Origin of the sequence: Tardiphaga alba (genome assembly GCF_018279705.1) — a bacterium.
GTDB lineage: Bacteria > Pseudomonadota > Alphaproteobacteria > Rhizobiales > Xanthobacteraceae > Tardiphaga > Tardiphaga alba.
The window spans coordinates 4,227,419-4,253,480 of record NZ_CP036498.1 but is presented as its reverse complement, the minus strand read 5'-3'; the positions used below and the strand labels follow the sequence as shown (position 1 = coordinate 4,253,480).

Genomic DNA, 26,062 nt, shown 5'->3' with positions numbered 1-26,062 from the left:
CTGAACATAACCGCCGGGCGCCTCGCGCCCTGACTCTGTCGTTCGTCAGGCTTTTATCATGTTCTCGACATACGCCACGCGTTTCGCGTGCGCGGCTGTGCTGTTCGTCGCATTCATGCCGGCGGGGAAAGCGCATTCGCAAACCCTCACCATGGGCAACGCGCTGCAGCGCGCGCTCGCGGCCAGTCCGCGTCTTACTGCGGCAGAACGCGACATCGGCATCGCGCGCGGCCAGCGCATCCAGTCCGGCGCGCTGATCAATCCGGAAATCTCCTATGAGATCGACGGTGCGCTCGGCTCCGGCGCCTATCGCGGCACGCGCTCGGCGGATTCAACGCTGCAGATCAGCCAGATGTTCGAACTCTGGGGCAAGCGCGATGCGCGCATCGCCGCGGGGCAGGCGGGGCTCGATGCGGCGGGCATCGAGCGGCAGGCCATCAGGCTGGAGGTTCTGTCCGAAACCGCCATCGCCTTTCTCACCGTGCTCGGCCTGCAGCGCCGGATCGAGATTTTGAACGAGCAGGTCGAGGCCATCGACCAGATTTCGCCGCTGCTGCAACGGCGCGTCGAGGCGGGTGCGTCCTCCGTCGCTGAAACCGGCCGCGCCGATGTCGCCTCCGCGCTGGTGAAAGCCGATCGCGAGCGCACCAAGGCGGCACTCGCCTCCGCGCGCCGCGAGCTTGCTATCCTGATGGGCGATGCGGCGCCAAAGTTCTCCGTCGTGTCCGGGCGTCTCGATCCGGGCGGTCGTCCGCCGTCGTTCCAGTCCGTGGTGAACGCCATCGATGCCAATCCGCAGCTGGTGCGCTGGAAGGCGATTTTCGCCCAGCGCAATGCGCAGCTGCTGCTGGCGCGCCTGAAGCCTTATCCGGATGTCACCATCTCCGCCGGCATGCGCCGCTTCCATGACACCGGCGACAATGCCGTGCGCCTGTCGGTTTCGGTGCCGATCCCGATCTTCGACCAGAACCAGGGCAATATCCTCTCCGCGCAGGAGAGCCTCGCCAAGACCGCCGCCGAGCGACAGGCCAATCGCAACACGCTGATCGTCGTGGCCGGTCGCGCCTATGACACGCTGCAGGGCTCGCTGCGTGAACTCAGCATCCTGCGCGAGACCGGCATTCCGAAAGCGCGCGATGCGGCTGCGGCGATTTCCGAAGGCTACGGGCAGGGCCGCTATTCGCTGCTCGAAGTGCTCGATGCGCAAGCGAGCGTCGCCCAGGCGCGGCTGCGCGAGCAGGAAGCGCAGCAGAACTTCCATGTCGCCGTCGCCACCATCGAGGGGCTGGTCGGCAATCCATTTGCACTGGCGCGGGGGAGCGCACGATGAACAAGCCACTCATGATGCTGATGGCGGCCGCAGCGCTAGCTGTCGGCGCCGGCGTCTATCTCAATGCGCCCGCAGGCATTGCGGCGCCGGCCGCGAAAGCGAGCGAGAAAGGGCATGGCGGCAAGGGCCATAGCGACAAAGATGGCGAGAAGGGCCACGCCCATGCGGAGGAGGGCGTCGTCCAGATGTCCGATGCCAAGCTTGCGGCTGCAGGCATCGAGATCCTGACCGCCACGGCGGGCACGCTGCACAACTCCATCATCCTCAACGGCATTCTGCAGCCGAACCAGGAAGCGCTGGTGCAGGTCACGCCGCGCTTCCCCGGCGTCGTGCGCGAGATCAAAAAGCGTATCGGTGACACCGTCGAGAAGGGCGAACTGCTCGCCAAGATCGAGAGCAATCAGAGCCTCACCACCTATGAGATGCGCGCGCCGATTTCCGGCACCGTGATCGATCGCCAGATCTCGCTCGGCGAATATGCGTCCGAGCAGAAGCCGGCCTTCATCGTCGCCGATATTTCCACCGTCTGGGTCGATCTCTCCGTCTATCGCCGCGATCTCGCCCGCGTCCGCATCGGCGACACCGTGCAGATCGATGTCGGCGATGGCGGCACGCCCATCGAAGCGCAACTGTCTTACGTCTCGCCGGTCGGCAGCAGCGATACGCAGAGCGCGCTGGTGCGCGCGGTGGTCGCCAATGAAGGCATGCGGCTGCGCACCGGCCTGTTCGTGTCGGCGCGGTTGATCCTCTCCGCCAAGCAGGTCCCCGTCGCGGTCAAGAGCACGGCGCTGCAGACGGTCGACAACAAGAATGTCGTGTTCGTCCGCAATGGCGAAAAATTCGAGGCCCGCGAGGTCGAGCTCGGCGCGCGCGATTTTGAGAATGTCGAGATCGTGTTCGGCCTGATGGACGGCGATCGCTACGCCGCAAAGAACAGTTTTGTCGTCAAGGCCGAACTCGGCAAGTCGGAGGCGTCGCATGACCACTAAGCGCGCTCCCGAACACTCTCCAACCCTCATCCTGAGGAGCCGCGCAGCGGCGTCTCGAAGGATGGCGACGGAGCTCCAACAGCTCATGGTTCGAGACGCGCGCGAGGGCGCGCTCCTCACCATGAGGGACGGTGTGACACGATGATCAACGCCATTCTCGCTTTCTCCATCCGCCAGCGCTGGTTCGTGATGATCGGCGTGCTTGCGGTCGCCGCTTTCGGCGCGTGGAATTTCACCCGCCTGCCCATCGACGCCGTGCCGGATATCACCAATGTCCAGGTGCAGGTGAATGTGGAAGCGCCCGGCTATTCGCCGCTCGAAGTGGAGCAGCGGATCACGTTCCCCGTCGAAACCAATATGAGCGGCATTCCGAACCTGCAATATACGCGCTCGCTGTCGCGCTACGGGCTCAGCCAGGTCACCATCGTCTTCAACGAAGGCACCAATATCTATTTCGCGCGCCAGCAGGTCAGCGAACGCCTGCAGCAGGTGAAGGACCAGCTCCCCACCGGCATCGAGATCGCCATGGGCCCGATCTCCACCGGTCTCGGCGAAATCTACACTTTTGCGCTCGACGCCAAGCCCGGCGCCAAAAACGCCGACGGATCGCCGATCACGCCGATCGATCTGCGCACGGTGCAGGACTGGATCGTCAAGCCGCAGCTGCGCACGGTGCCGGGGGTCGTCGAGGTCAACACCATCGGCGGCTATGAGAAGCAGTTCCACGTGCTGCCCGATCCCAGCAAACTGATGGCCTATCGCCTCAGTTTCCGCGATGTGATGACGGCGCTTGCGGCCAACAATGCCAATGTCGGCGCCGGCTATATCGAGCGCAATGGCGAGCAATATCTCGTTCGCACGCCCGGCCAGGTTGCCAATCTCGACGACATCCGCAATGTGGTGATCGGCTCGCGCAGCGGCGTGCCGGTGCGCATCAGCGATGTCGCCGATATCAAGATCGGCACCGACCTGCGCACGGGTGCTGCGACCCTCGACGGCAAGGAGACGGTGCTCGGCACCGCCATGCTGCTGATGGGGGAGAACAGCCGCACAGTGTCGCAGCGCGTCTCGGCGAAGCTCGAGTCCATCGCGCAGACACTGCCGGACGGCATCGTCGCCCGCGTGCTCTATGACCGTACCAAACTGGTGGAAGCCACTATCAAGACCGTCGAGACCAATCTGCTCGAAGGCGCGCTGCTGGTCATCGTCATCCTGTTCCTCATTCTCGGCAATTTCAAAGCCGCGGTGGCCACCGCTTTGGTCATTCCGCTCTCCATGCTCATCACCATCAGCGGCATGGTGGAGAGCAAGGTCAGCGCCAATCTCATGAGCCTTGGCGCCATCGATTTCGGCATCATCATCGATGGCGCTGTGATCATCGTGGAGAATTGTCTGCGCCTGCTCGCCCATGAGCAGGAGAAGCGGGGCCGTTTGCTGACGCGCGATGAACGCTTCGCGACGATCCTGGCCGGCTCGAAAGAGGTGATCAAGCCGAGCCTGCTCGGCACGCTGATCATCGCTGTGGTTTATCTCCCCGTTCTGACGTTGACCGGCGTGGAAGGAAAAATGTTCACGCCGATGGCGCTCACGGTGCTGATGGCGCTCGCCGGTGCATCGATCCTGTCGATGACCTTTGTGCCGGCCGCCGTCGCGTTGCTGGTCACGGGCAAGGTGACGGAGAAGGAAAACGCCTTCATGCGCGGCGCCCGCCGCCTCTATCTGCCCTTGCTGGCGCTCTCGATCCGCTTCCGCGGTTCGGTCGCCATCATTGCTGTCGCGCTGCTGGTGATCACCGGCTTTGCCGCCTCGCGCATGGGCGGCGAGTTCATCCCGAGCCTCGATGAAGGCGATGTCGCTCTGCACGCCATGCGCATCCCCGGCACCAGCCTGACCCAGGGCATCGACATGCAGATGCGGCTGGAAAAGAATTTGCTGGAAATGCCGGAGGTAAAAGAGGTGTTCTCCAAGCTCGGCACGTCGGAAGTCGCCACCGATCCGATGCCGCCCAATGTCGCCGACACGATCGTGATGCTGAAGCCGCGCGACCAGTGGCCGGATCCGAAGCGCAGCAAGGCCGATCTCGTCGCTGCCATCGAGCGGCAGGGCGAGCTCTTGCCCGGCAATGTCTATGAGCTGACCCAGCCGATCCAGATGCGTTTCAACGAACTCATCTCCGGCGTGCGCAGCGATGTCGGCGTCAAGATCTTTGGCGACGATCTCGACCAGCTGCTGCAGACCGCCGGCAAGGTGGAGGCCGTGCTGCGCGGCGTGCCCGGCGCCGCCGACGTCAAGACCGAGCAGGTCACCGGCCTGCCGATGCTCACCGTCAAGCTCGATCGTCCTGCTCTGTCGCGGCTCGGGCTCAGCGTCCAGGATGTGCAGGCCATTGTCGAGACGGCGGTGGGCGGCAAGCACGCCGGTCTCGTTTTCGAGGGCGATCGCCGTTTCGATCTCGTGGTGCGGCTGCCCGAGCATATGCGCACCGATATCGAGGCGATGAAGAACCTGCCGATTCCATTGCCAGCCACGGAAGCGCCGGCAGCAGCAACACGCGCCTCGCTGACCAGCAACTCGCCGCTGTCGCAGATGCGTTACACGCCGCTGTCGGCGGTGGCCTCCATCGAGGTGACGCCGGGGCCGAACCAGATCAGCCGCGAGAACGGCAAGCGCCGCATCGTGGTGTCGGCCAATGTGCGTGGCCGCGATCTCGGCTCCTTCGTCGGCGATGCGCAGGCGCAGGTGGCCGAGAAGGTGAAGCTGCCGTCCGGCTACTGGATCGGCTGGGGCGGCCAGTTCGAGCAGCTGGTCTCCGCCACCAAGCGTCTCACCATCGTGGTGCCCGTCGCGCTGGCGCTGATCTTCCTGCTGCTGTTCATCTCGCTCGGCTCGGCAGCCGATGCGGCACTGGTGTTCAGCGGCGTGCCATTGGCGCTCACCGGCGGCGTCGCCGCGCTATTGTTGCGTGACATCCCGCTGTCGATCAGCGCCGGCATCGGCTTCATCGCGCTCTCCGGTGTCGCGGTGCTGAACGGCCTCGTGATCATCACCTTCATCGAGCGGCTGCGCGCTGATGGCATGAAGATCGTCGAGGCTGTCCGCGAAGGCGCGCTCACACGCCTGCGCCCGGTGATGATGACGGCGCTGGTGGCCTCGCTCGGTTTCGTGCCGATGGCGATCGCCACCGGCCCCGGCGCCGAAGTGCAGCGGCCGCTAGCCACCGTGGTCATCGGCGGCATCATCTCGTCCACCATCCTCACGCTGCTGGTTCTGCCTGCGCTCTACATCCTGTTCCGCCGGGAAAGAAACGTTCAGCCGTAGGGTGGGCAAAGCGCAAGCGTGCCCACCTTCACATGCACGACACGCGAAGGTGGGCACGTCGCTGCGCTCCTTTGCCCACCCTACAAACCTCAGAAGGAAACCACTGATGAAGAAGATTCTGCTCGTCACTTCCGCATTGCTGTTCGCCACGCCGGCACTGGCCCAACACGTCCATCACAAGGGCCCGAATGGCGGCCCGATGGAAGATGTCGCCGGCGTGCATGTGGAGATGACGGCGTCGGGCAAGACGCTGACCTTCCATGTGCTCGATGACGCCAACAAGGCGATATCGACGACCGGCTATTCGGCTTCGGCACTGCTCACAAATGGCAGCGAACGCGAGACGATGTCGCTCACCGCCTCCGGTCACACGCTCAAGGGCGAAGCCAAGGCGGATATCGTTAAGGGCACGGCGGTGAGCATCACGCTGAAGACCGCGGACGGCAAATCCGGTCAGGCGAAGTTCAAGTACTAAACCCATCCCGCATGTTCCGCGGTTGCAAAAATCCGCGCCGCGGAAACACGGCGTGTTTTTGCCTTCCGCCATCGAATAGGTCATGCTCGACGGACTTGTCCAAAGAGACAAGGTGAACATCCGGAGGGACACATGACGATCGATCTGCGTCTGCTGAATCGACGCCAATTTGTGACAGCTGGCGCAGGCGCCGCTGCATTGCTGAGCGCGCCGTCAATCCTGCGCGCCAATAGCTGGCCGACCAAACCCATCAAGATTCTCGCGGGCTCTGCAGCCGGCGGCCAGACGGATCAGTTCGCGCGCGTCTATGGCGAATATCTGCAGCGCGAACTCGGACAGACCGTGGTGGTGGAGAACAAGGCGGGCGCCGGCGGCGCTGTCGCCGCATTGGAGCTGAAGCGCGCCGATCCCGACGGCCACACGCTGATGATCTGCAACACCACCGCCTATATGCTCAATCCCGTCCTCATCAAGGACATCAAATACAACGTGCCGCAGGATTTTGCGTGGGTGACGGTGATGCCCGGCGGCAGCCTGCCACTGGTGGTGAGCGAGAAGACCGGCGCCAAGACGCTGAAGGATTTCATCGACTATGCGAAGAAGACCGAGAAGGTGAATGTCGGCACCTATGCCGCCGGCTCCTTCGCGCATATGGTGATCGTCGAGCTCAACAAGCAATACGGGCTGAAGATGGAGGCCGTGCATTATCGCGGCGAGGCGCCGATGTGGAGCGATCTCGCCGGTGGCTCCATCGATGCCGGCATCGGCAGCTATGCCGCGGCATTGCCGGTGCTGCAGACAGGCAAGGGCCGCGCGGTGGCGGTGTCGCGCCGGCGCATCGCCGCATTGCCCGATGTCGCGACCTTCAAGGAGCAGGGCGCTACCTCGCGCGCGCATACGCTGCTGACGTTCCAGGGCTGCATGGCGCCGGCCAAGACGCCGCCGGAGATCATCGCAAAGCTCAATGCGCTGTTCGTCGCCGCCAGCAAGACCGATCGCGTGAGCGAATTGCTCAAGAGCCAGGGCGTCAATGAAGGCCCGATGAATCTGGAGGCCAGCAACGCCCTCTACAAGGACGAAGCGCCGGTGTGGGCGGAACTCGCGGCAGCGCTGGGGCCGGTGCAGTAGGGGTGCGCAACGACGCGCCGGGGCCGATGGCGTCCCTCCTCGGAGCGAAGCGAATGGGGAGGGTCCGCCGATAGGCGGGGGTGGGGTGGCTCACCACGTGACGTCAGCGCTTGCGGAAACACCCCACCCGTCTTGAAGCTCGCTGGACGCTCGCTTCAAGCCACCCTCCCCAGTCGCTGCGCTCAGGGGAGGGAAAAGAACGGCGCGAAACTGTTCCTATTTTGTTCTTGACTTAATTCCCCATCCGACTATGTTCCCTCTCGTCCCGCCTCACTGAGAGGGGTGGTTCGCGATCGTCACGATCTGCGAGGTGGGATGCGGTGACGTTCTCGGGCGTCAGGCGCGGCGGGAGGGCGACAGGGCGGTGCCACAAGCACCGTGAGTCATCTTTCCAAGGCGCTGGCGACGATGCCTCGGAGCGCCGGCCAAGTCGTGCCGTCCCGTGCCTAGAGGCACGCAAGGTCGAGGGTTTTCAGGTCAACCGGCTTGAAAAACAAACTCAACCCTAGGGTGACCAATCAGCACCCGGGAGAGTACGAAGCAACCGGAAGCAGCATCGCGTGCGGAACGTCGGGCAAGGTAGCAAGTGCCCGTGGTCCGAAAGTCCTGGCGTTTCGCTCTATGCCGAAGACGGCATTGGCGTCAGGCCCAAGGGTGCATCGGGCACCCGGCGTTCCGCGCGCCCTCTTTCGGGGGAGTGGGAAGGCAAGAGGCACGACGGCGCCCCCGCGCCGCAAACAACAGGGGGAATGACGCATGTCTGCTGCGGATTTCGTAGCCCGGATGAAGCGCAGCGCAATCCGGGATCCGGCGCTTCCGCATATCTCCGGTCCCCGGATTACGCTTCGCTTCATCCGGGCTACGGGCTAGACTCGTTCCAAACAAGGTTGGCCAAGGCCAAACAACAAGCGCGCGAGGAAATCCAGATGGCTCCGTCTCCCGTCATTCGCCTGCATCCCGACGACGCCGTGCTGATCGCGCGCACCATGCTGCTGCCCGGCGTCGAGGTGACCAAGGGCGTCACCACATCGGAGCGCATTCCCGCCGGCCATAAAGTGGCGATCCGGCCGATCGCGGTGAACGAGCCGATCTATCGCTATGGCCAGATCATTGGCTTCGCCACCCAGCCGATCGCGCCCGGCCAGCACGTGCATACGCAGAATTGCGGCATGGGCGATTTCGATCGCGATTATGCTTACGGCGTCGATGTGAAGCCGACACCGAATTTCGATCTGCCGGCCACCTTCATGGGCATCAAGCGCAGCGATGGCCGCGTTGCCACGCGCAACTATATCGGCCTGCTCACCTCGGTGAATTGCAGCGCCCATGTCGCCAGCCTCGTCGCTGACGTGTTCAAGCGAAACCCTTTTAGCGGGCACGATCCGCTCGCCGATTATCCGAATGTCGATGGCGTCGTCGCGCTCACCCACAAGACCGGCTGCGGCATGACGCAGGACGAACCGCTGACATTGCTTCGCCGCACGCTCGGCGGCTATGCGCGCCACGTGAATTTTTCGCACGTCGTCGTGCTCGGCCTCGGCTGCGAGATCAACCAGATCGGTGGTCTGATGCAGGAGCAGAAGCTCGCTGGCCGGCTGCGCGAAATGCAGATCCAGGAGATCGGCGGCACGCGCAAGACCACGGAAGCCGGCATCGCCTTCGTCAAGGAGGCGCTGTCGGATTCCAACAAGGTGACGCGCGAGGAAGTCTCCGCAAGCGAACTCACCGTGGCGCTGCAATGCGGCGGCTCCGATGGTTATTCCGGCATCTCGGCCAATCCCGCGCTCGGCGCCGCCAGTGACCTGCTCGTGCGCCATGGCGGCACGGTGGTGCTGTCGGAAACGCCGGAGACCTATGGCGCCGAACATCTGCTTACGCGCCGCGCCGTCTCACGCGAAGTCGGCGAAAAGCTGGTCGGCCTGATGCGCTGGTGGGATGCCTATTGCGAGCGGGAGGGCGCCGAGATGAATGCCAATCCGTCGCCCGGCAACAAGGCCGGTGGCCTCACCACGATTCTCGAAAAGTCGCTCGGCGCCATGGCCAAGGCCGGCTCCACCAATCTCGTCGATGTGCTGAACTATGCCGAAACCATCACCAAGAAGGGTTTCGTCTTCATGGACACGCCCGGCTACGACCCGGTCGCTGCCACAGGGCAGGTCGCGGGCGGCGCGAATATGGTGTGCTTCACCACCGGCCGCGGCAGCGTGTTCGGCTGCAAGCCGGCGCCGTCGATCAAGCTCGCGACAAATTCGCCGATGTTCAAGCGCATGGAAGACGACATGGACATCAATTGCGGCACCGTGCTCGATGGCGACGAGACCGTGCAGGAATGCGGCCAGCGTATCTTCGAACTGATCCTCGCCACCGCATCGGGCCAGCGCACCAAGAGCGAGGGTTTTGATGTCGGCAGCGCAGAATTCGCGCCATGGGTGCTGGGCGCCACGATGTAGCGTCCCTGCCGGTGGACACGGCGACGGTCATGACCAACAATACCGGCATGACCTATCGCCACAGCATCGACAGCACGACCTACACCTTCGCGGATCTGCGCGATCTCCTCGCCAAGGCAACGCCGGCGCGATCCGGCGATCGTCTGGCTGGTGTCGCAGCCGAGACGGCCGAGCAGATGGTCGCCGCGCGGATGGCGCTGGCCGATGTCCCGCTCCGGCAATTTCTGACCGAAGCCGTCATCCCCTATGAGAGCGACGAGGTCACGCGCCTGATCGTAGACACGCATGACGCTGCAGCATTTGCGTCCATCGCATCACTCGAGGTCGGCGGCCTTCGCGACTGGCTGCTGTCCGATGCTGCGACACCTGAGGTGCTGAAGGCGCTCGCGCCCGGTGTCACGCCGGAAATGGCGGCGGCGGTGTCGAAGCTGATGCGCAATCAGGATCTGATCCTGGTGGCGAAGAAATGCGAGGTCGTGACCCGCTTCCGCAACACCATTGGCCTGCGCGGCCGCATGAGCGTGCGGCTGCAGCCGAACCATCCTTTCGACGATATCCGCGGCGTATCGGCGTCGGTGCTCGACGGGCTGCTGCTCGGCGCCGGCGATGCCTGTATCGGCATCAATCCGGCCAGCGACGATCCCGCGGTGCTCGGCCGGCTGGTGCGGCTGCTCGATGACGTCATCGTCAAACTCGCTATCCCTACCCAAAGCTGCGTGCTGACCCATGTGACCACGTCCATCGACCTGATCGCGCAAGGCGCGCCCGTCGATCTCGTCTTCCAGTCCATCGCGGGCACGCAAGCGGCGAACAAGAGTTTTGGCATCGACCTCGCGCTGCTCAAGGAAGCGCATGACGCCGGCCTGTCGCTGAAGCGCGGTACGGTGGGCGATAATGTCATGTATTTCGAAACCGGGCAGGGTTCGGCGCTGTCGGCGGACGCCCATCACGGTGTCGATCAGCAGACCCTCGAGGCGCGCGCCTATGCGGTGGCGCGGGCGTTCTCGCCGCTGCTGGTGAACAGCGTGGTCGGCTTCATCGGCCCCGAATATCTCTATGACGGCAAGGAGATCATCCGCGCCGGACTCGAGGATCATTTCTGCGGGAAACTGCTCGGCCTGCCGCTTGGGGTGGACGTCTGTTACACCAACCATGCCGAAGCCGATCAGGACGACATGGACAATCTGCTGACGCTGCTGGCGGCTGCCGGCGTCAATTTCATCATGGGCGTGCCCGGCGCCGATGACGTGATGCTGAATTACCAATCGACCTCCTTCCACGACGCGCTCTATGTCCGCGACCTCTTCGGGCTCAAACGCGCACCGGAATTTGATGCCTGGCTGGTGCAGGCCGGGATCGCGGGAAGCGACCTGCGTGTCCGCGAGCGCAATGACCTGTTGCCGGGCATCGCCGCGCAACTGATTGCCTGAGCGGCGGAGCGCGCCGGCATCACGTCCGCGTCACCGCGCGTCACAATATTGAAGAATTTCTGGCCCAGATTCGCCCCGCGTGGTTAGATCGCGCCGAGGCATTGCGACGGAGTGGAACGGATTTATCTCGGCGACGTTATTACGGGTTCAGCGAGGGGACCGCTGATGCATTCGCAGAGGTTTTTTTAATGAGATCTGAGGGCAGGCAGACGGTTCGGCGCATCCTGTGCGTCTTCCCGCGATACACCTCGTCATTCGGCACGTTCGAATATTCCTATCCCCTGACCGACGGCGTCCAGGCCTTCATGCCACCGCAGGGCTTGCTCCTGATCGCGGCCTATATGCCGGAGAATTGGGAGGTCCGGTTCATCGACGAAAATATCCGCGACGCGACGCCTAATGATTTTCTTTGGGCCGAGGCGGTGCTTGTCAGCGGCATGCACATCCAGCGCGCGCAGATGAACGACATCTGCCACCGCTCGCATTCCTATGATCTTCCGGTCGCCATCGGCGGTCCGTCGGTGTCGTCCTGCCCGGATTACTATCCCGCTTTCGATTATCTCCATATCGGCGAACTCGGCGACGCCACCGACCAGCTGATCGACATTCTGGAGAAGGACACCAAGCGTCCCGCGCGGCAGGTCGTGCTCAAGACCGCCGATCGTCTGGACATGACCGAATTTCCGATCCCGGCCTATGAGCTGGCGGATATCCCGCGCTATTTCCTCGGCTCCATCCAGTATTCGTCGGGCTGCCCGTATCAGTGCGAGTTCTGCGATATTCCGGGCCTCTACGGGCGCAATCCGCGTTTGAAGTCGCCGCAGCAGATTACCGCCGAGCTCGACAAGCTGCTGGAATGCGGCATCAACGGCTCCGTCTATTTCGTCGATGACAACTTCATCGGCAACCGCAAGGCTGCGCTTGATCTGCTGCCGCATCTGGTCGAATGGCAGAAGAAGACCGGTTATGTGTTGCGCCTATCCTGCGAGGCCACGCTGAACATTGCCAAGCGGCCGGAGATCCTCGCGCTGATGCGCGATGCCTGGTTCGGCACCATCTTCTGCGGGATCGAGACGCCGGATCCCGTCGCTTTGAAGGCGATGAAGAAGGACCACAATATGGTCCTTCCGATCATGGAATCCATCGAGGTGCTGAACAGCTTTGGCATGGAGGTGGTGTCCGGCATCATTCTCGGCCTCGACACGGATCGTCCGGAAACCGGGCAGGCGCTGCTTGATTTCGTCGATGCGTCGCAAATCCCGCTTTTGACGATCAATCTGCTGCAGGCATTGCCGCAGACGCCGCTCTGGGATCGGCTGAAGAAGGAAGGGCGGCTCAACGAGGAAGAGGGACGCGATTCCAACGTCGATTTCCTGCTGCCTTACGAAGACGTCGTCCGCAGCTGGCGCCGCGCCATGGGGGCAGCCTATGTGCCCGAGAAACTGCTGGAGCGTTTCGAGTATCAGATCACGCATACCTATCCGCACCGCATCAAGCCGCCGGTCGGCGCCATGCTGACGGCGAAAAACATCCGCCTTGGTCTGGTGATGCTGCGCAACATCTTCTGGAAGGTCGGCGTGCTCGGCGATTACAAGAAGGCGTTCTGGAAATTCGCGTTCAAGCGCATTTCGCGCGGCGAGATCGAATATCTGATCTCGTCGATCATGGTCGCGCATCACCTGATCAACTTCGCCCGGGACGCCTCGGGCGGCGTGACCAATGCATCCTACTATTCCGTCAAGCTGCAGGATGCGGTCGTGCCTGCGGTGCCGGCAGAATAGAATGGTTCATGACGTCACGGGCGATCGCAGCGACATGACGTCACCTTCGATTGGTGGGCTGGCCGATTTGCGTCGGCTCACTCCTGCACGCGTCGGGCTTGGCCGCGCCGGTGCCAGCCTGAGGACGCAGGCGCTGCTCGATTTCACACTCGATCACGCCCGTGCCCGCGACGCCGTCCATGCACCTTTTGAAGCCGCAGCCATCGCAGCAGCATTGAACGCGCTGGGGCGATCGGCGGTGGTCGTATCGAGCCTGGTTGCCGATCGTGCTGACTACCTGAAGCGGCCGGATCTCGGTCGCAAGCTTGCGGCGGAATCGCGAAGCGCTCTCGACCGGGTGGGCGAGAACTGCGATGTGGCGCTTGTGATCGCCGATGGCTTGTCGCCGGCCGCTGTCAATGCGCATGCCATCTCGCTGGTCGCGGCGTTGTTGCCGCGGCTGGATGGATTGACGGTCGGTCCGCCGGTGGTTGCGACGGGCGCGCGGGTCGCGCTGGGCGACGAGATCGGCGCTCTTCTTAACGCGCGCATGACGATCATGGTGATCGGCGAGCGCCCCGGCCTCTCGGCGCCGCAAAGCCTCGGCGCCTATCTCACCGTCGCGCCGCAGCCGGGGCGGAGTGACGCGGAGCGCAATTGCGTGTCGAATATCCAGGTGGCGGGCCTCGGTTTCGACGAAGCGGCGATCAAGATTGCGTGGCTTGCACGTGAAGGCCTCCGGCGCGGCGTCACCGGTATCGCCTTGAAGGACGAAAGCGGTCTGCAACTGGCGGGGCCTGCGAATGCTGACTAAGACAGCTATTGCACCCTGATTTGTCGCGATGGCGAGGCGGGCGTGCGTCCGCGTCGCCTTGCGAGTCATTGTCGAGAACTGCTACACCTCGCGGGAAAATTTACTGCGTATTTTCAAAGGGTAGGGCGGCAGGGCTCTGCTGGTTCCCCCGCAATTGCGATCCGCGACGAAAGCCAGGCTGCGGCCTGTGACAGGACTGGACAAGGCATGGACGACATCAGCTCCCACGACGCCGATATCAAGAAATTGGGGCGTGGGCCGTCCAGCATCGCTTTTGGCCTGGAGCGCATCGGTCTGATCGCGGTCAAGGCTCCGATCCTGTCCTGCATCATCCTTCTGGTGCTGGTGATTGGCGCCGTGTTTGGCATCCAGCGCATCAAGATCGACGATTCGTTGAGCCAGCTGTTTCGCTCCGACAGCAAGGAATACAAGCAGTATGAGGAAGTGACGAAGCGCTTCCCGTCCACCGAATTCGACGTGCTGGTGGTGATCGAGGGCAAGACGCTGCTGGCCCGCGAGAATCTCGAAAAGATGCGCGACCTGGTCACCGACATGCAGCTGGTCGATGGCGTCCGTGGCCTGATCTCGATCTTCTCGGCGCGACAGACGCCTGCGCCCGGCAAGTTGCCGGCGGCTCTGTTCCCCAATGAGCTGCCCGAAGGCGCCGCCTATGACCAGTTCATCGAGACGGTGAAGCAGAACGAGCTGATCCGCGGCAAGCTGCTGTCGGAAGACGGGACGCTGGCGCTGGTGGTGCTGTCGCTCGATCCGGCCGTGGTCAGCAACAACAAGCTGTCAGGCGTCATTGCCGAGATCCGCAAGACCATGAACGAGGATCTGGCCAATTCCGGTCTCACCAAGGAATTGTCCGGCGTGCCGGTGATGCAGCTCGAAATCCGCAACGCGGTCGAGCGCGACGGCCTGATGTACAACATCATCGGCATTCTCGCCGGCTGCGTCATCGCCATCATCTTCTTCCGCAAGATCTCCTTCATGATCATCGCGGCCTTCCCGCCGCTGCTGGCGATCCTGCTGTCGCTCGGCGCCCTCGGCTGGGCTGGTTTCAGCCTCAACATGTTCCTGAATGTGATGACGCCGCTGATCATGGTGATCAGTTTTGCGGACTCCATGCAGCTCACCTTTGCCGCGCGCGATCGTCTGATCGCCGGCGAGGACAAGTATTCGGCCTTCACCAATGCGGTACGCGTGGTCGGCCCGGCCTGCGTGCTCACCCATGGCACCGCGAGCATTTCATTCCTGGCGCTGCAGTTCTCGGATTCCGATCTGATCCGCACTTTCGGCGAAGCCGGTCTCGCCGCGACCATCATCGCGCTGCTGGCGGTGCTGTCGCTGGTGCCGGTGTTCGGCGTCCTCCTGGTGCGCAACGAGAAGACCTTTGCCGCCAAATTCCAGACGGCCGATGCCGGCGTGCAGGCGCTGCGCGCCTTCTGCTACTGGATCGCGGTGCGCATGGTCGGCCGTCCCGGCCTGTTCAGCCTGATCTCGCTGATCGTCGTGGTCGGGCTCGGTGCGGTCTATGCCAATCTCGAACCGCGCTACCGTCTCGCCGATCAGGTGCCGGACAAGGAGCAGGCGGTGGCCGCGAGCGGCCGTCTCGACGCCAAGCTCACCGGCGCCAATCCCATCGACGTGCTGATCGAATTTCCCAAGGGGCAGGACCTGTATTCGGCGGAGACGCTGAAGACCATCGCCGAGGTGCATGCGATGGTGGAGAAGACGTCGGGTGTCGGCAATGTGTGGTCGCTGGAAACGCTGCGCCGTTGGCTGGCGGAGAAGGCGGGCTCCACCGATGTGGCGACGCTGAAGGAATATGTCGATGTGATCCCGGAGCATCTGGTGCGCCGGTTCATCTCGGCGGATAAGACGGCGGTGGTGGTGTCCGGCCGCGTGCCGGACAGCGATGCCAGCCAGATCCTGCCGGTGGTCGACAAGCTCGATGATGCGCTCAACAGCGTGCGCAAGGAGCATCCCGGTTACGAGATCGCAGTGACGGGTCTGTCGGCTATCGCCGCGCGTAACAGCGCCTCGATGATCAGCAAGCTCAATCACGGCCTCACCATTGAATTCGGCCTGGTGGCCGTGTTCATGGGCCTCGCTTTCCGGTCTTGGGTCGTGATGCTGGCCTGCATCCTGCCGGGTATTTTCCCGGTGGTGCTGTCGGGCTTCGTGCTGTGGCTGCTCGGGGAGGGGCTGCAATTCGCCAGCGTGGTGGCGCTCACCATTTCCTTCGGCCTCGGCCTGTCCGCGACCATTCACTTCCTGAATCGTCTGCGGCTGGAAGATACACCCGGCACCGACCCCGCCGTTGCCGTCGAGCGCGCCACCGTACTGGTCGGCCCAGCGCTGATCCTCACCACCGTGGTGCTGGCCTGCGGCCTCGTCGTGACGGTGTTCTCGGATCTGCCGTCGCTGCGCCTGTTCGGCTGGCTCAGCGCCTTCTCGATGGTGGCGGCATTGGCCGCCGACCTCTTCATCCTGCGCCCGACCTCCATGTGGCTCATCCAGCTGCAACAGAAGCTGACGGGCAAATCGACGCTGGCGAAAGAATAGAGATAGTCCGCAGCTGCGAAAGCAAGATGTACAAAAAAAGCCCCCGGAAAATCCGGGGGCTTTTTATTTGAATGATCGGTAAACGGGTCAGCCTTTGGTCATGCTGATTGCCACGCCGCGGATTTCGCCTTTCGAGGTGATCGAGACGTTCTGCTTGTTGCCCTTGGTGGTCAGCGTGATGTTGGCGGCGAAGCCGGCTGCTTCGACGAACACATCGATCTGGCCGCCACCGGCCTTGCCGTTGAGGTTGCCATAGACATTGCGACTCGCTTCGCTCCAGCTGCCGGAGACGTTGTTGCCCTGGCTGGTCACGTTCGCTGCGAGATCGAATTTGTAGCTGTCGCTGGCGCAGCGGAGGCTCTGATCAAGGGCGCTGCCGCCGCCGCCGACCTTGTAGCTCGCCCGGCAGCGAATGCGCTCCGTCGATCCGTCCGACATGGTCACGGTTCCGGTCCCGGTCCAGTTACCGTCAAAGCCCGCAAATGGGCCGGATTGGGCGTGGGATGCGGAAACGGACAGCATCAGCAATGCGCCGGCGCCTGCAGCCTTGAGGGCGTGTCCGAGCAGTTGGGCAGAATGAAACGTCATATATCGTGTCCCCAAGGGTTATGCGTCGTGGGTTATGCGTCGTGCCGGCAATATGGTGCCGTCATCTATCGATTGTGAGTGTTTCAGCCGTCAGATCAGGTTCAATTCCGCAGTCCGACCGTTGGTGGATCGCGTGCCGCGCCCCAACTCCGTTTTGGAGTTCCTCCTTGAAACATATCCGTAATCGATCGGCTGTGAATACAGTAGCAGTGCGACAAGCCTACACGCGCTACGGCATCCACAGGCCAATGCGCGGCCGTCCATCGACGCGATCACGCAGATTTCGGCGGTACCGCTGCAACGTTTGGCCGCATTCTCCAGCTTTGTGGGTTACCGCCCTGTGTCTCGCTTGCATCCCTTCGAATGAATGTGAGGAGAGAACTGTCCGTCTGGATCGCTCCGCAGGTGCGAACGTTAATGATTGTGCTATTGACCCTGCGGGCTGACTCCCGTTCGCTATATTGAAGGAAGACAATGCGTAAATTTCTCCTGGCTTTGACCGTGATCACCGCATCTGCCTCGACCGGCGCATTGGCCCAGCAAATGCAAGGCCGCGGCGGTACCGAAGCCGAACAGAAGGCTTGCTCGCGCGATGTGCAGAAGCTCTGCCGCAACGTGATGGATCAGGGCGATCTGGTGATTCTGTCCTGCCTGAAGGAAAATCGTCCCAAGATCAGCAAGGCTTGCAATGCCGTGCTGGTCAGCCACGGCCAGTAAGCGTTCTTCCTGCGCATAAGGCCTGTGGCTGATGCCGCAGGCCTCCCGGAAAGGTGTTCCGGCCCGGCGTCTGCCGCGGCCGCAGCTGGCACATTGGCATTGGTTTTGCTGGCCGATTTGGCCTATATGAGGCGCAGCGGCGTCTCGCTGCCGGTATTCCCGGACCGTGGCGGCCCCCAGTTTTCACCCCAGTCCTGATTGAACGAAGCCCAGATTGATGACCCCTGCGAGCGAGCTGCGATCCGGCAAGACCGATCGCGACGAGAATTTTCCGGTCGCGTCCTGGATCATCCACAAGCGCCACCGGGCGCTGATTCTGGCGTTCTATAATTTCGTCCGGACGGCGGACGATATCGCCGACCATGCGCTGCTCGATGCATCGACGAAGCTGAGCATGCTGGACGAGCTCGAGACCGGTCTGCTCGGCCAGCACGATGAGCAGGTTGAGGCGAACACCCTGCGCGCTGCCTTTGCCGAGCGCGGTATGGCCCCGCGCCATGCGCTGGATCTGCTGACGGCGTTCCGGATGGACGTCACCAAGCTGCGCTATGCCGATTGGGACGAACTGATCCACTACTGCTCGTTCTCGGCCATGCCTGTCGGCCGTTTCATGCTCGAAGTGCATGGCGAGGACAAAGCGACCTGGCCGGCTTCCGATGCGATCTGCGCGGCACTGCAGATCAACAATCACCTACAGGATTGCGCCAAGGATTATCGCGATCTCGATCGCGTCTATCTTCCGCAGGACATCATGCGACGTCACGGCGTCAGCGTCGAAGCGCTGGACAAGCCGAAGTCTTCGCCGGAATTGCTGGCCTGTCTGCGCGACCTCGTTGCCCGCAACGAGGCTTTGCTGCGCGAGGGCGACAGCCTGACCGTGCACATGGCAGACACACGCTTCGCCTGCAATATCGCGGTGATCGAGAAGTTCGCCTGGGAAATCTCCAAGCTGCTGCGGGTGCACGATCCGCTGAGCGAGAAGGTGCATCTCTCGAAAGGCAGCATGGCCGGTTACGCGCTTGCCGCCATGGCGGGCTGCCTGTGGCGCCGCGCCACCACTTCTGCGCCACTCTCACGCCCGGCGGCAGGCAAATGAATCAGATGAACACCCAGACCGAGACATCAGAAGTTCAGGGCGTTGCCGCGAGCTCGTCGTTCTATTCGGCGATGCGCATCCTGCCGCGCGAACAGCGCGACGCCATGTTCCAGATCTACAGCTTCTGCCGTCAGGTCGATGACATCGCCGACTCCTTCGAAGCGCGCGACCTGCGTCTCAGCCAGATGCAGCAGTGGCGCGAGGACATCGAGGCGCTCTATGCCGGCAATCCGCCGCCGCGCGTGCGCGACTATGTGGAGCCGATCAAGCGCTTCGGCATGCTGAAGGAAGACTATCTCGCCGTCATCGACGGCATGGAGATGGACATTCCCGCTGACATCCGCGCGCCGGATGAAGCGACTTTCGATCTTTATTGCGATCGCGTGGCGAGCGCCGTGGGCCGGCTGTCGGTGAAGGTGTTCGGCATGCCCGACGAAGATGGCGTGCTGCTCGCGCATCATCTCGGCCGCGCGCTGCAGATCACGAATATTCTCCGCGACATCGATGAAGACGCGACGCTCGGCCGTCTCTATCTGCCACGCGAGCTGCTCTATCACGCCGGCATCACCTCCAGCGATCCGCAGGTGGTGATCAAGGAGAAGGCGCTGCCGAAAGTCGCTGCGCCGCTGGTGCGTCGCGCGCAGGAGCATTTCAAAGAGTCCGACAAGATCATGGCCCGTAACAAGCGCCGCGCCGTGCGCGCGCCGCGGATCATGTCGAAATACTACCACGCCATCCTGGAATTGCTGGTGAAACGCGGCTTTGCTCTGCCGCGCGATCCCGTTCGTCTCGGCAAGGCCTCCAAGATAGCGATCCTGCTGCGATACGCGATCATCTGATGTCCAAAACCGCTCATATCATTGGCGCCGGTGTGTCCGGCCTCGCCGCTGCCGTTCGTCTTAGCGATGCCGGCTATCAGGTCCATGTGCATGAAGCCACGCAGCAGGCCGGTGGTCGCTGTCGCTCCTATTTCGATGCGCAGACCGGGCTGACCATCGACAACGGCAATCATCTTGTCCTGTCGGGCAACAGCCATGTCATCAATTACGCGAAATCGATCGGGACCGAAGCAGGTCTCGTCGGTCCAGCGCGTGCGCAGTTTGCCTTCGCCGATGTGAAGACGGGCAAGCACTGGCAGCTCGATCTCGGCGATGGCCGGATCCCGACCTGGCTGTTCGATGCCTCGCGTCGCGTGCCCGACACGTCGGTCGGCGATTACTTTGCGCTGACGCCGTTGATCTGGGCCGGCAATGACAAACTCGTCGGCGACACCATCAAATGCGAAGGTGTTCTGTATGATCGCCTCGTGCAGCCGCTGCTGCTGGCCGCGCTCAATGTCGATCCGCCGGAAGGTTCGGCCGGTCTTGCCGGCGCCATCGTGCGCGAAACGCTGCTGGCTGGCGGGCAGGCATGCCGTCCGCTGATTGCGCGCTCCGGCCTCAGCGACGTGCTGGTCGAGCCCGCCATCGAGCTGCTGCGCAAGAAGGGCGCCGGCGTTCATTTCGGCCACGAGCTGCGCGGCTACACGATGGCCGGCGAGCGCGTCAGCGAATTGAAGTTCGGCGAGGGCGATGTAATCGCGCTCGGCGCCGATGACGTCGTGGTGATGGCTGTGCCGGCGTGGTCGGCGAAGAACCTGCTGCCCGGCGTGAAGACGCCGACGGAAATGCGCGCCATCGTCAATGCGCATTTCAATTACGTTCCGCCCGCCGGCCATGCGCCGCTCATCGGTGTCGTCGGCGGCATCGTGGAATGGCTGTTCGCCTTCCACAATCGCCTGTCGATCACCATCAGCAATGCCGACCGTTTTGTAAACGTGCCGCGTGAAGAGTTCGCGCAACAGATCTGGGACGAGATCTGCAAGGTCTCGAATATCAAGGCGCCGCTGCCCGCCTGGCAGATCGTCCGCGAGCGTCGCGCGACATTCGCGGCCACGCCCGCGCAGAACGCTTTGCGCGCGGGCACGCGCACTGAATTCAAGAACCTGTTCCTGGCTGGCGACTGGACCGATACCGGTCTGCCCGCCACCATCGAAGGCTCGATCCGCTCCGGCGATCGCGCCGCCGACATGGCACTCGGAAAGGCCTGAACCAAAGCGCGGTTCAGGCACCCCAAGTGTCACGAGTTACGGAGATCAAGCAAACATCATGTCATCGATTACTTCTGAGATCACCATCGACAAGGCGAAGCTGGAAAGCAGCATCGCATCGGCCAAGCAGAGCCTGCAGAGCTTCCAGCAGAGCGATGGCCACTGGGTGTTCGAGCTCGAAGCCGATGCCACGATTCCGGCTGAATATGTGCTGATGCGGCACTTCCTGGCGGAGCCGGTCGATGCCGAGCTCGAAGGCAAGATCGCCAACTATCTCCGCCGCATCCAGGGCGAGCACGGCGGCTGGCCGCTGGTGCATGACGGCCCGTTCGACATGAGCGCGACGGTGAAGGCCTATTTCGCGCTGAAAATGATTGGCGACGATGTCGATGCGCCGCATATGAAACGTGCGCGCGAGGCGGCGCTGTCGCGCGGCGGTGCGATCAATGCCAACGTCTTCACGCGTTTCCTGCTGTCGATGTTCGGCGTGACCACCTGGAAGAGCGTTCCCGTGCTGCCGGTGGAAATCATGCATCTGCCGGCGTGGTTTCCGTTCCACCTCAACAAGATGTCCTACTGGGCGCGCACGACTGTCGTGACCTTGGTGGTGCTTGCGGCCAAGAAGGCGCGCGCCAAGAACCCCAAGGGGATCAGCGTCGATGAACTGTTCCTGCAGGATCCGAAAACGATCGGCACGCTGGCCCGTGCGCCGCATCAGAACCGCGGATGGTTTGCGTTTTTCTCAGGCGTCGATTGGCTGCTCCGTGTCGCCGAGCCGTATTTTCCGAAGAAGTTTCGCCAGGGCGCCATAGACAAGGCCGTCGCTTTCTTCGAAGAGCGCCTGAACGGCGAAGACGGCATCGGCGCCATCTTCCCGCCGATGGCCAATGCCGTGATGATCTATGACATCCTCGGCTATCCCGAGGACCATCCGAAGCGCGCGATCCAGCGCCGCGGCATCGACAAGCTGCTCGTGATCAAGGAGCACGAAGCTTACTGCCAGCCTTGTGTCTCTCCGGTGTGGGACACCGCGCTGACCGCGCATGCGATGCTGGAAGCCGGCGGCGAGGACACGTTTGCTCAGGCCAAGCGCGGCCTTGATTGGCTGGTGCCGCGCCAGGAGTTAGAGGTGAAGGGCGACTGGGCTGACAAGCGCCCGGATCTCCGACCCGGCGGCTGGGCGTTCCAGTACAACAACGCGCATTACCCCGATCTCGACGACACCGCCGTCGTGATGATGGCGATGGATCGTGCGCGTCGGCAGACCGGCAGCAAGGACTATGATGAGGCCATCGCGCGCGGCAAGGAGTGGATCCTTGGCATGCAGAGCAGCGACGGCGGCTTCGCGGCTTTCGACGTCGACAACCATCACTACTATCTCAACAACATCCCGTTCTCGGACCACGGCGCGCTGCTCGATCCGCCGACCGAGGACGTGACCGCACGCTGCGTCTCGATGCTGGCGCAGCTCGGCGATACCGTTCAGACCTCGAAGCCACTGGCCGATGCCGTGGAATATCTCCGCCGCACCCAGCTCGCCGAGGGCTCATGGTATGGCCGCTGGGGCCTCAACTACATCTACGGAACCTGGTCGGTTCTGTGCGGGCTGAACATGGCCGGCGTCAGCCATCAGGATCCTGCGTTCCGCAAGGCGGTCGCCTGGCTCTATTCGATTCAGAACGAGGATGGTGGCTGGGGCGAGGATGCCGTCAGTTACCGTCTCGACTACCAGGGCTTCGAGGCAGCCCCGTCCACGGCGTCGCAATCGGCATGGGCCTTGCTTGCATTGATGGCAGCGGGTGAAGCTGACAACCCGGCAGTGGAACGCGGAATGCGATACCTAATGGCCACACAGAACGAAAAAGGACTGTGGGACGAGGCGCGATACACTGCCACCGGCTTCCCGCGGGTGTTTTATCTGCGATATCATGGCTACTCGAAATTCTTCCCGCTCTGGGCTTTGGCGCGGTTCCGGAATTTGCAGAGCACCAATAGCAGGACGGTCGGAGTCGGAATGTGATTTTGGCGACTGGGGGCATTTCAGCTGCGGCGACGGCTTCTTCAGGCATGTCGCTCGATCCGCGGCCGGTATTGATCGTGACGGGACTGGTTCAGGAAGCGAAGATCGCAGCCGGGCCGGGGATGACCGTCATCTGTTCCTCCAGCGATCCCGTCCAGCTTCGCAGCCTGCTCGCCGATATCGATTCGACCAGCATCCGTGGCGTCATCTCCTTCGGCGTTGCCGGTGGCCTCGATCCCGCGCTCAAGACCGGCACCGTCGTGCTGGCGACCGAAGTGGTCGCTGCCGGGCAGGTCTGGCCGGCCTCCGAACAGCTCAGCGCCGAATTGCTGGCAGGCTCCAATGTCGGCAATCAGACCGTCGTGCGCGGTGGTCTCGTCGGCGTGGAGAAGGTCATCACCGGGCAGGCGGGTAAAGCCGCGCTGCGCTCGGAATTCGGCGCATCCGCCGTCGATATGGAAAGCCATATCGCTGCTGAATTCGCCGCCCTGGCCGGCCTGCCCTTCGCCGCTCTGCGCGTCGTCAGCGATCCCGCCACCCGCGCGCTGCCGGAAATCGCCACAACGGCGATCAAGCCGAATGGCGATGTGGATCTCGGCAAGGTTCTGCGCGGCATCGCCCGCAATCCCATGGTGATCCGCGCATTGGTCTCCACCGGTCGCGACTTCAATCGCGCCCTGCGCAGCCTGAAGGATTGCCGCAGCTATTTGCTGAGCCGGATCGGCATGGCGCAAGCCGAAGCGTGAGTTTTCGTAGCCCGGATGAAGCGTAGCGCAATCCGGGGACCGGCGTTTCATCTGCCTCTATAGTTCCCGGATTACGCTTCGTTTCATCCGGGCTACAGACAACAAAAAGGGCGCGATCTGCATCGCGCCCTTTTTGCTATCCATGTGCGATCGCCTTAGGCGGCGGTCGATGCCGATGCGGCGGCTTCGGCCTTGGCGGCCTTTGCAGCAGCCTTCTCGGCGGCAGCGGCGGCTTCTTCCTTGCGGATGTCCGATAGGCGCTTCTGCACTTCCGATGAGAACACATACTGCGCCGGGCGCTGCTTGCTCAGGTCGATTTCCGGCGCCATCGGGCCTTCGGTCTTCACGCCGCGGATGGCGACCCACATCGCCTTCAGCGGGTTGGCGAGGGCTGCGTCGGCCGCGGTCGGCTCGTAGCCGCAATGGGCCATACAGTCGGCGCACTTCTCGTACTTGCCGGTGCCGTAGGTGTCCCAATCGGTGGTGTCCATCAGCTCCTTGAAGGTCTTGGTATAGCCTTCACCGAGGAGATAGCAGGGCTTCTGCCAGCCGAAGATGTTGCGGGCAGGCATGCCCCATGGCTTGCACTCGTATTCCTGGTTGCCGGCGAGGAAGTCCAGGAACAGGCCGGAATGCATGAAGTTCCACTTCTTGCCCTTGCCGAGGGCGAAGACGTCGCGGAACAGCTTTTTGGTCTTCTTGCGGTTCAGGAAGTGCTCCTGATCCGGCGCGCGCTCATAGGCGTAGCCGGGCGACATCGAAACGCCGACGCCGAGCTCGGTGGTGAAGTCGAGATACTTTGCGATTTCTTCGGCCGAGTGGCCATCGAAGATGGTGGCGTTGACATTGACCGAGAAGCCGCGGGCCTTGGCGGCCTTGATCGCGGACACCGCCTTGTCGAACACGCCTTCCTGCGACACGGCCTTGTCGTGGTGGTCCTTGAGGCCGTCGAGATGCACCGAGAAGAACAGGTAGGGCGAGGGCTCGAACAGATCGAGCTTCTTTTCCAGCAGCAGCGCGTTGGTGCAGAGCGACACGAACTTCTTGCGCTCGACCAGGCCGCGCACAATCTCGCCGATCTCCTTGTGGATCAGCGGTTCGCCACCCGGGATCGCCACCATCGGCGCACCGCACTCTTCAGCGGCGTCCCAGCACTCCTGCGCGCTCATGCGGCGATTCAGGATCGCGTTGGGATAGTCGATCTTGCCGCAGCCGACGCAGGCCAGGTTGCAGCGGAACAAAGGCTCGAGCATCAGCACGAGCGGGTAGCGCTTCCGGCCCAGCAGCTTCTGCTTCATCAGATAGCCGCCGATTTTGATTTCTTTGAAGAACGGAATTGCCATTACAAGTTTCTCTCTGAGCAGCTTCGTTAAAGGCGAAGTGCGAAGGTGGATCAAACCGCGGTCAGTTCAGCGGGCAGTCGAAATTCAATCGTCTCTTCCAGGCCCGGCAATACCGAGACCGAGACCGGTCCGATCCGCCGCAGGGTTTCAATCACGTCGTCTACAAGCACTTCTGGCGCTGAAGCGCCAGCAGTTATGCCGACAGTGCGCGCGCCCCTCAACCATTCAGGGTCCAGCTGGCTGCCATCGGCGATGAGGTAACTCGCGACACCAACCTCCGTCCCGATCTCTCGGAGGCGGTTGGAATTGGAACTGTTGGCCGCCCCCACGACCAGGATCACGTCCACGAGCCGGCTGAGGTCTCTGACCGCAGATTGGCGGTTTTGTGTCGCATAGCATATATCCCGGGTATCGGGGCCCTGAATATCGCTAAATCTTGCGTGAAGAGCCGAAATGATGTCGCGTGTGTCATCCACGCTCAGGGTGGTCTGGGTAATATATGCCACCGGCTGGTCCATCGGGATGGTCAGCGCGGCAACATCGGCGATGCTCTGGACGATATGGATCGGGCCGGGAACCTGTCCCAGGGTACCATCGACCTCCGGATGTCCGGCGTGACCGATCAGGATCACGGTCCGGCCTTTGGCCACATAGCGCCTGCCTTGATTGTGAACCTTGGTCACCAGCGGGCAGGTGGCGTCGAGAACCGGCAATCCGCGGGCTTCGGCCTCTTCCTCGACGGTGCGGGCCACGCCATGGGCGCTGAACACCGTCATGGCCCCATCGGGCACTTCGGAGAGTTCTTCGACGAAAATGGCGCCTTTTGCCTTCAGGGTTTCGACCACATGCTTGTTGTGCACGATTTCGTGGCGGACATAGACCGGCGCCCCGTAGCGTTCGAGTGCCCGTTCCACGATCTCGATGGCCCGGATCACGCCCGCACAGAAACCGCGAGGCTGAGCCAGGTAGATTTCCAGGGGACGGGGGCGATCAAGCACGAGATACAAAATCCATTTCAAAGTCTGACAAACGATAAATGTGTACCATAATCAGGGACATATCCAGCCCGGCAAGGAATTTGAGCCGCTCTGTGTGACAAAAATCACTCAGTGGGCAATCACGAAGCGGGAACGCGGTTTCAGTCCGCGGGTTATGCTCTAAGCCTTTACGATATCTCGGATTTAGGCCAAAGAATGCT

19 protein-coding genes are annotated in these 26,062 nt (G+C 62.7%); 16 read left to right on the top strand and 3 right to left on the bottom strand.

All coding sequences use genetic code 11. The features are described from left to right. Positions 1 to 58 precede the first annotated feature (58 nt). The 10 genes from ihpA to RPMA_RS20310 all read left to right on the top strand — a co-directional run bounded on the left by ihpA (position 59) and on the right by RPMA_RS20310 (position 16,265). Positions 59 to 1,330, top strand: coding sequence for a divalent metal ion exporter subunit IhpA (gene ihpA / locus RPMA_RS20355; protein WP_211909482.1), 1,272 nt, complete (start codon positions 59 to 61; stop codon positions 1,328 to 1,330). Then, positions 1,327 to 2,319 (top strand): divalent metal ion exporter adaptor subunit IhpB, encoded by a 993-nt coding sequence (gene ihpB, locus RPMA_RS20350; protein WP_211909481.1) that lies wholly within the window; start codon positions 1,327 to 1,329, stop codon positions 2,317 to 2,319. The genes ihpA and ihpB overlap by 4 nt, the downstream gene beginning before the upstream one ends. 141 nt (positions 2,320 to 2,460) lie before the next feature. Further along, a complete protein-coding gene (locus RPMA_RS20345) occupies positions 2,461 to 5,637 on the top strand; it encodes an efflux RND transporter permease subunit (RefSeq protein WP_211909480.1) in 3,177 nt (1,058 codons plus the stop codon). A 106-nt stretch (positions 5,638 to 5,743) separates the two neighbouring features. Then, on the top strand, positions 5,744 to 6,112 hold the full coding sequence (locus RPMA_RS20340; protein ID WP_211909479.1) for a hypothetical protein: 369 nt from the start codon (positions 5,744 to 5,746) through the stop codon (positions 6,110 to 6,112). 132 nt (positions 6,113 to 6,244) lie between these two features. Then, positions 6,245 to 7,240 (top strand): Bug family tripartite tricarboxylate transporter substrate binding protein, encoded by a 996-nt coding sequence (locus RPMA_RS20335; protein ID WP_211909478.1) that lies wholly within the window; start codon positions 6,245 to 6,247, stop codon positions 7,238 to 7,240. Between the two features lie 926 nt (positions 7,241 to 8,166). Further along, a complete protein-coding gene (locus RPMA_RS20330; RefSeq protein ID WP_211909477.1) occupies positions 8,167 to 9,690 on the top strand; it encodes a UxaA family hydrolase in 1,524 nt (507 codons plus the stop codon). A 47-nt stretch (positions 9,691 to 9,737) separates the two neighbouring features. Then, positions 9,738 to 11,120 (top strand): ethanolamine ammonia-lyase subunit EutB, encoded by a 1,383-nt coding sequence (locus tag RPMA_RS20325; protein ID WP_211913750.1) that lies wholly within the window; start codon positions 9,738 to 9,740, stop codon positions 11,118 to 11,120. Positions 11,121 to 11,308: 188 nt separating this feature from the next. Then, positions 11,309 to 12,901, top strand: coding sequence for a B12-binding domain-containing radical SAM protein (locus RPMA_RS20320; RefSeq protein ID WP_211909476.1), 1,593 nt, complete (start codon positions 11,309 to 11,311; stop codon positions 12,899 to 12,901). A 34-nt stretch (positions 12,902 to 12,935) separates the two neighbouring features. After that, complete coding sequence (gene eutC / locus RPMA_RS20315) at positions 12,936 to 13,694, top strand: ethanolamine ammonia-lyase subunit EutC (RefSeq protein WP_211913749.1); 759 nt, start codon at positions 12,936 to 12,938, stop codon at positions 13,692 to 13,694. A gap of 207 nt (positions 13,695 to 13,901) precedes the next feature. After that, positions 13,902 to 16,265, top strand: coding sequence for an efflux RND transporter permease subunit (locus RPMA_RS20310; protein ID WP_211909475.1), 2,364 nt, complete (start codon positions 13,902 to 13,904; stop codon positions 16,263 to 16,265). An 87-nt stretch (positions 16,266 to 16,352) separates the two neighbouring features. Here the strand turns inward: RPMA_RS20310 and RPMA_RS20305 are convergent, their stop codons facing one another. Then, the gene (locus RPMA_RS20305) at positions 16,353 to 16,853 is read right to left on the bottom strand and encodes a hypothetical protein (RefSeq protein ID WP_211909474.1); all 501 of its coding nucleotides are present in this window, start codon (positions 16,851 to 16,853) and stop codon (positions 16,353 to 16,355) included. Between the two features lie 474 nt (positions 16,854 to 17,327). On the opposite strand from RPMA_RS20305, the gene RPMA_RS20300 reads away from it, so the two are divergent. From RPMA_RS20300 to RPMA_RS20275, 6 genes are all read left to right on the top strand, one after another. Next, positions 17,328 to 17,570, top strand: coding sequence for a cysteine rich repeat-containing protein (locus RPMA_RS20300; protein ID WP_211909473.1), 243 nt, complete (start codon positions 17,328 to 17,330; stop codon positions 17,568 to 17,570). Between the two features lie 217 nt (positions 17,571 to 17,787). Further along, entirely contained in the window at positions 17,788 to 18,666 is an 879-nt protein-coding gene (gene hpnC, locus RPMA_RS20295; RefSeq protein WP_211909472.1) for a squalene synthase HpnC, read from the top strand. Next, complete coding sequence (hpnD, locus tag RPMA_RS20290; protein ID WP_211909471.1) at positions 18,663 to 19,505, top strand: presqualene diphosphate synthase HpnD; 843 nt, start codon at positions 18,663 to 18,665, stop codon at positions 19,503 to 19,505. Before hpnC ends, hpnD begins: the two co-directional genes overlap by 4 nt. Further along, positions 19,505 to 20,755, top strand: a complete 1,251-nt coding sequence (hpnE, locus tag RPMA_RS20285) for a hydroxysqualene dehydroxylase HpnE (RefSeq protein WP_211909470.1) — start codon at positions 19,505 to 19,507, stop codon at positions 20,753 to 20,755. The genes hpnD and hpnE overlap by 1 nt, the downstream gene beginning before the upstream one ends. Positions 20,756 to 20,813: 58 nt before the next feature. Then, positions 20,814 to 22,775, top strand: a complete 1,962-nt coding sequence (gene shc, locus RPMA_RS20280) for a squalene--hopene cyclase (protein ID WP_211909469.1) — start codon at positions 20,814 to 20,816, stop codon at positions 22,773 to 22,775. Between the two features lie 47 nt (positions 22,776 to 22,822). After that, entirely contained in the window at positions 22,823 to 23,521 is a 699-nt protein-coding gene (locus tag RPMA_RS20275) for a phosphorylase (protein ID WP_211909468.1), read from the top strand. Positions 23,522 to 23,676: 155 nt separating this feature from the next. Here RPMA_RS20275 and hpnH read toward each other — a convergent pair whose 3' ends face one another. Further along, positions 23,677 to 24,864: an adenosyl-hopene transferase HpnH gene (gene hpnH, locus RPMA_RS20270; RefSeq protein ID WP_211909467.1), complete on the bottom strand. Its 1,188-nt coding sequence runs from the start codon at positions 24,862 to 24,864 to the stop codon at positions 23,677 to 23,679. Positions 24,865 to 24,914: 50 nt separating this feature from the next. Continuing rightward, the gene (gene ispH, locus RPMA_RS20265) at positions 24,915 to 25,841 is read right to left on the bottom strand and encodes a 4-hydroxy-3-methylbut-2-enyl diphosphate reductase (protein WP_211913748.1); all 927 of its coding nucleotides are present in this window, start codon (positions 25,839 to 25,841) and stop codon (positions 24,915 to 24,917) included. Between the last annotated feature and the right edge of the window lie 221 nt (positions 25,842 to 26,062).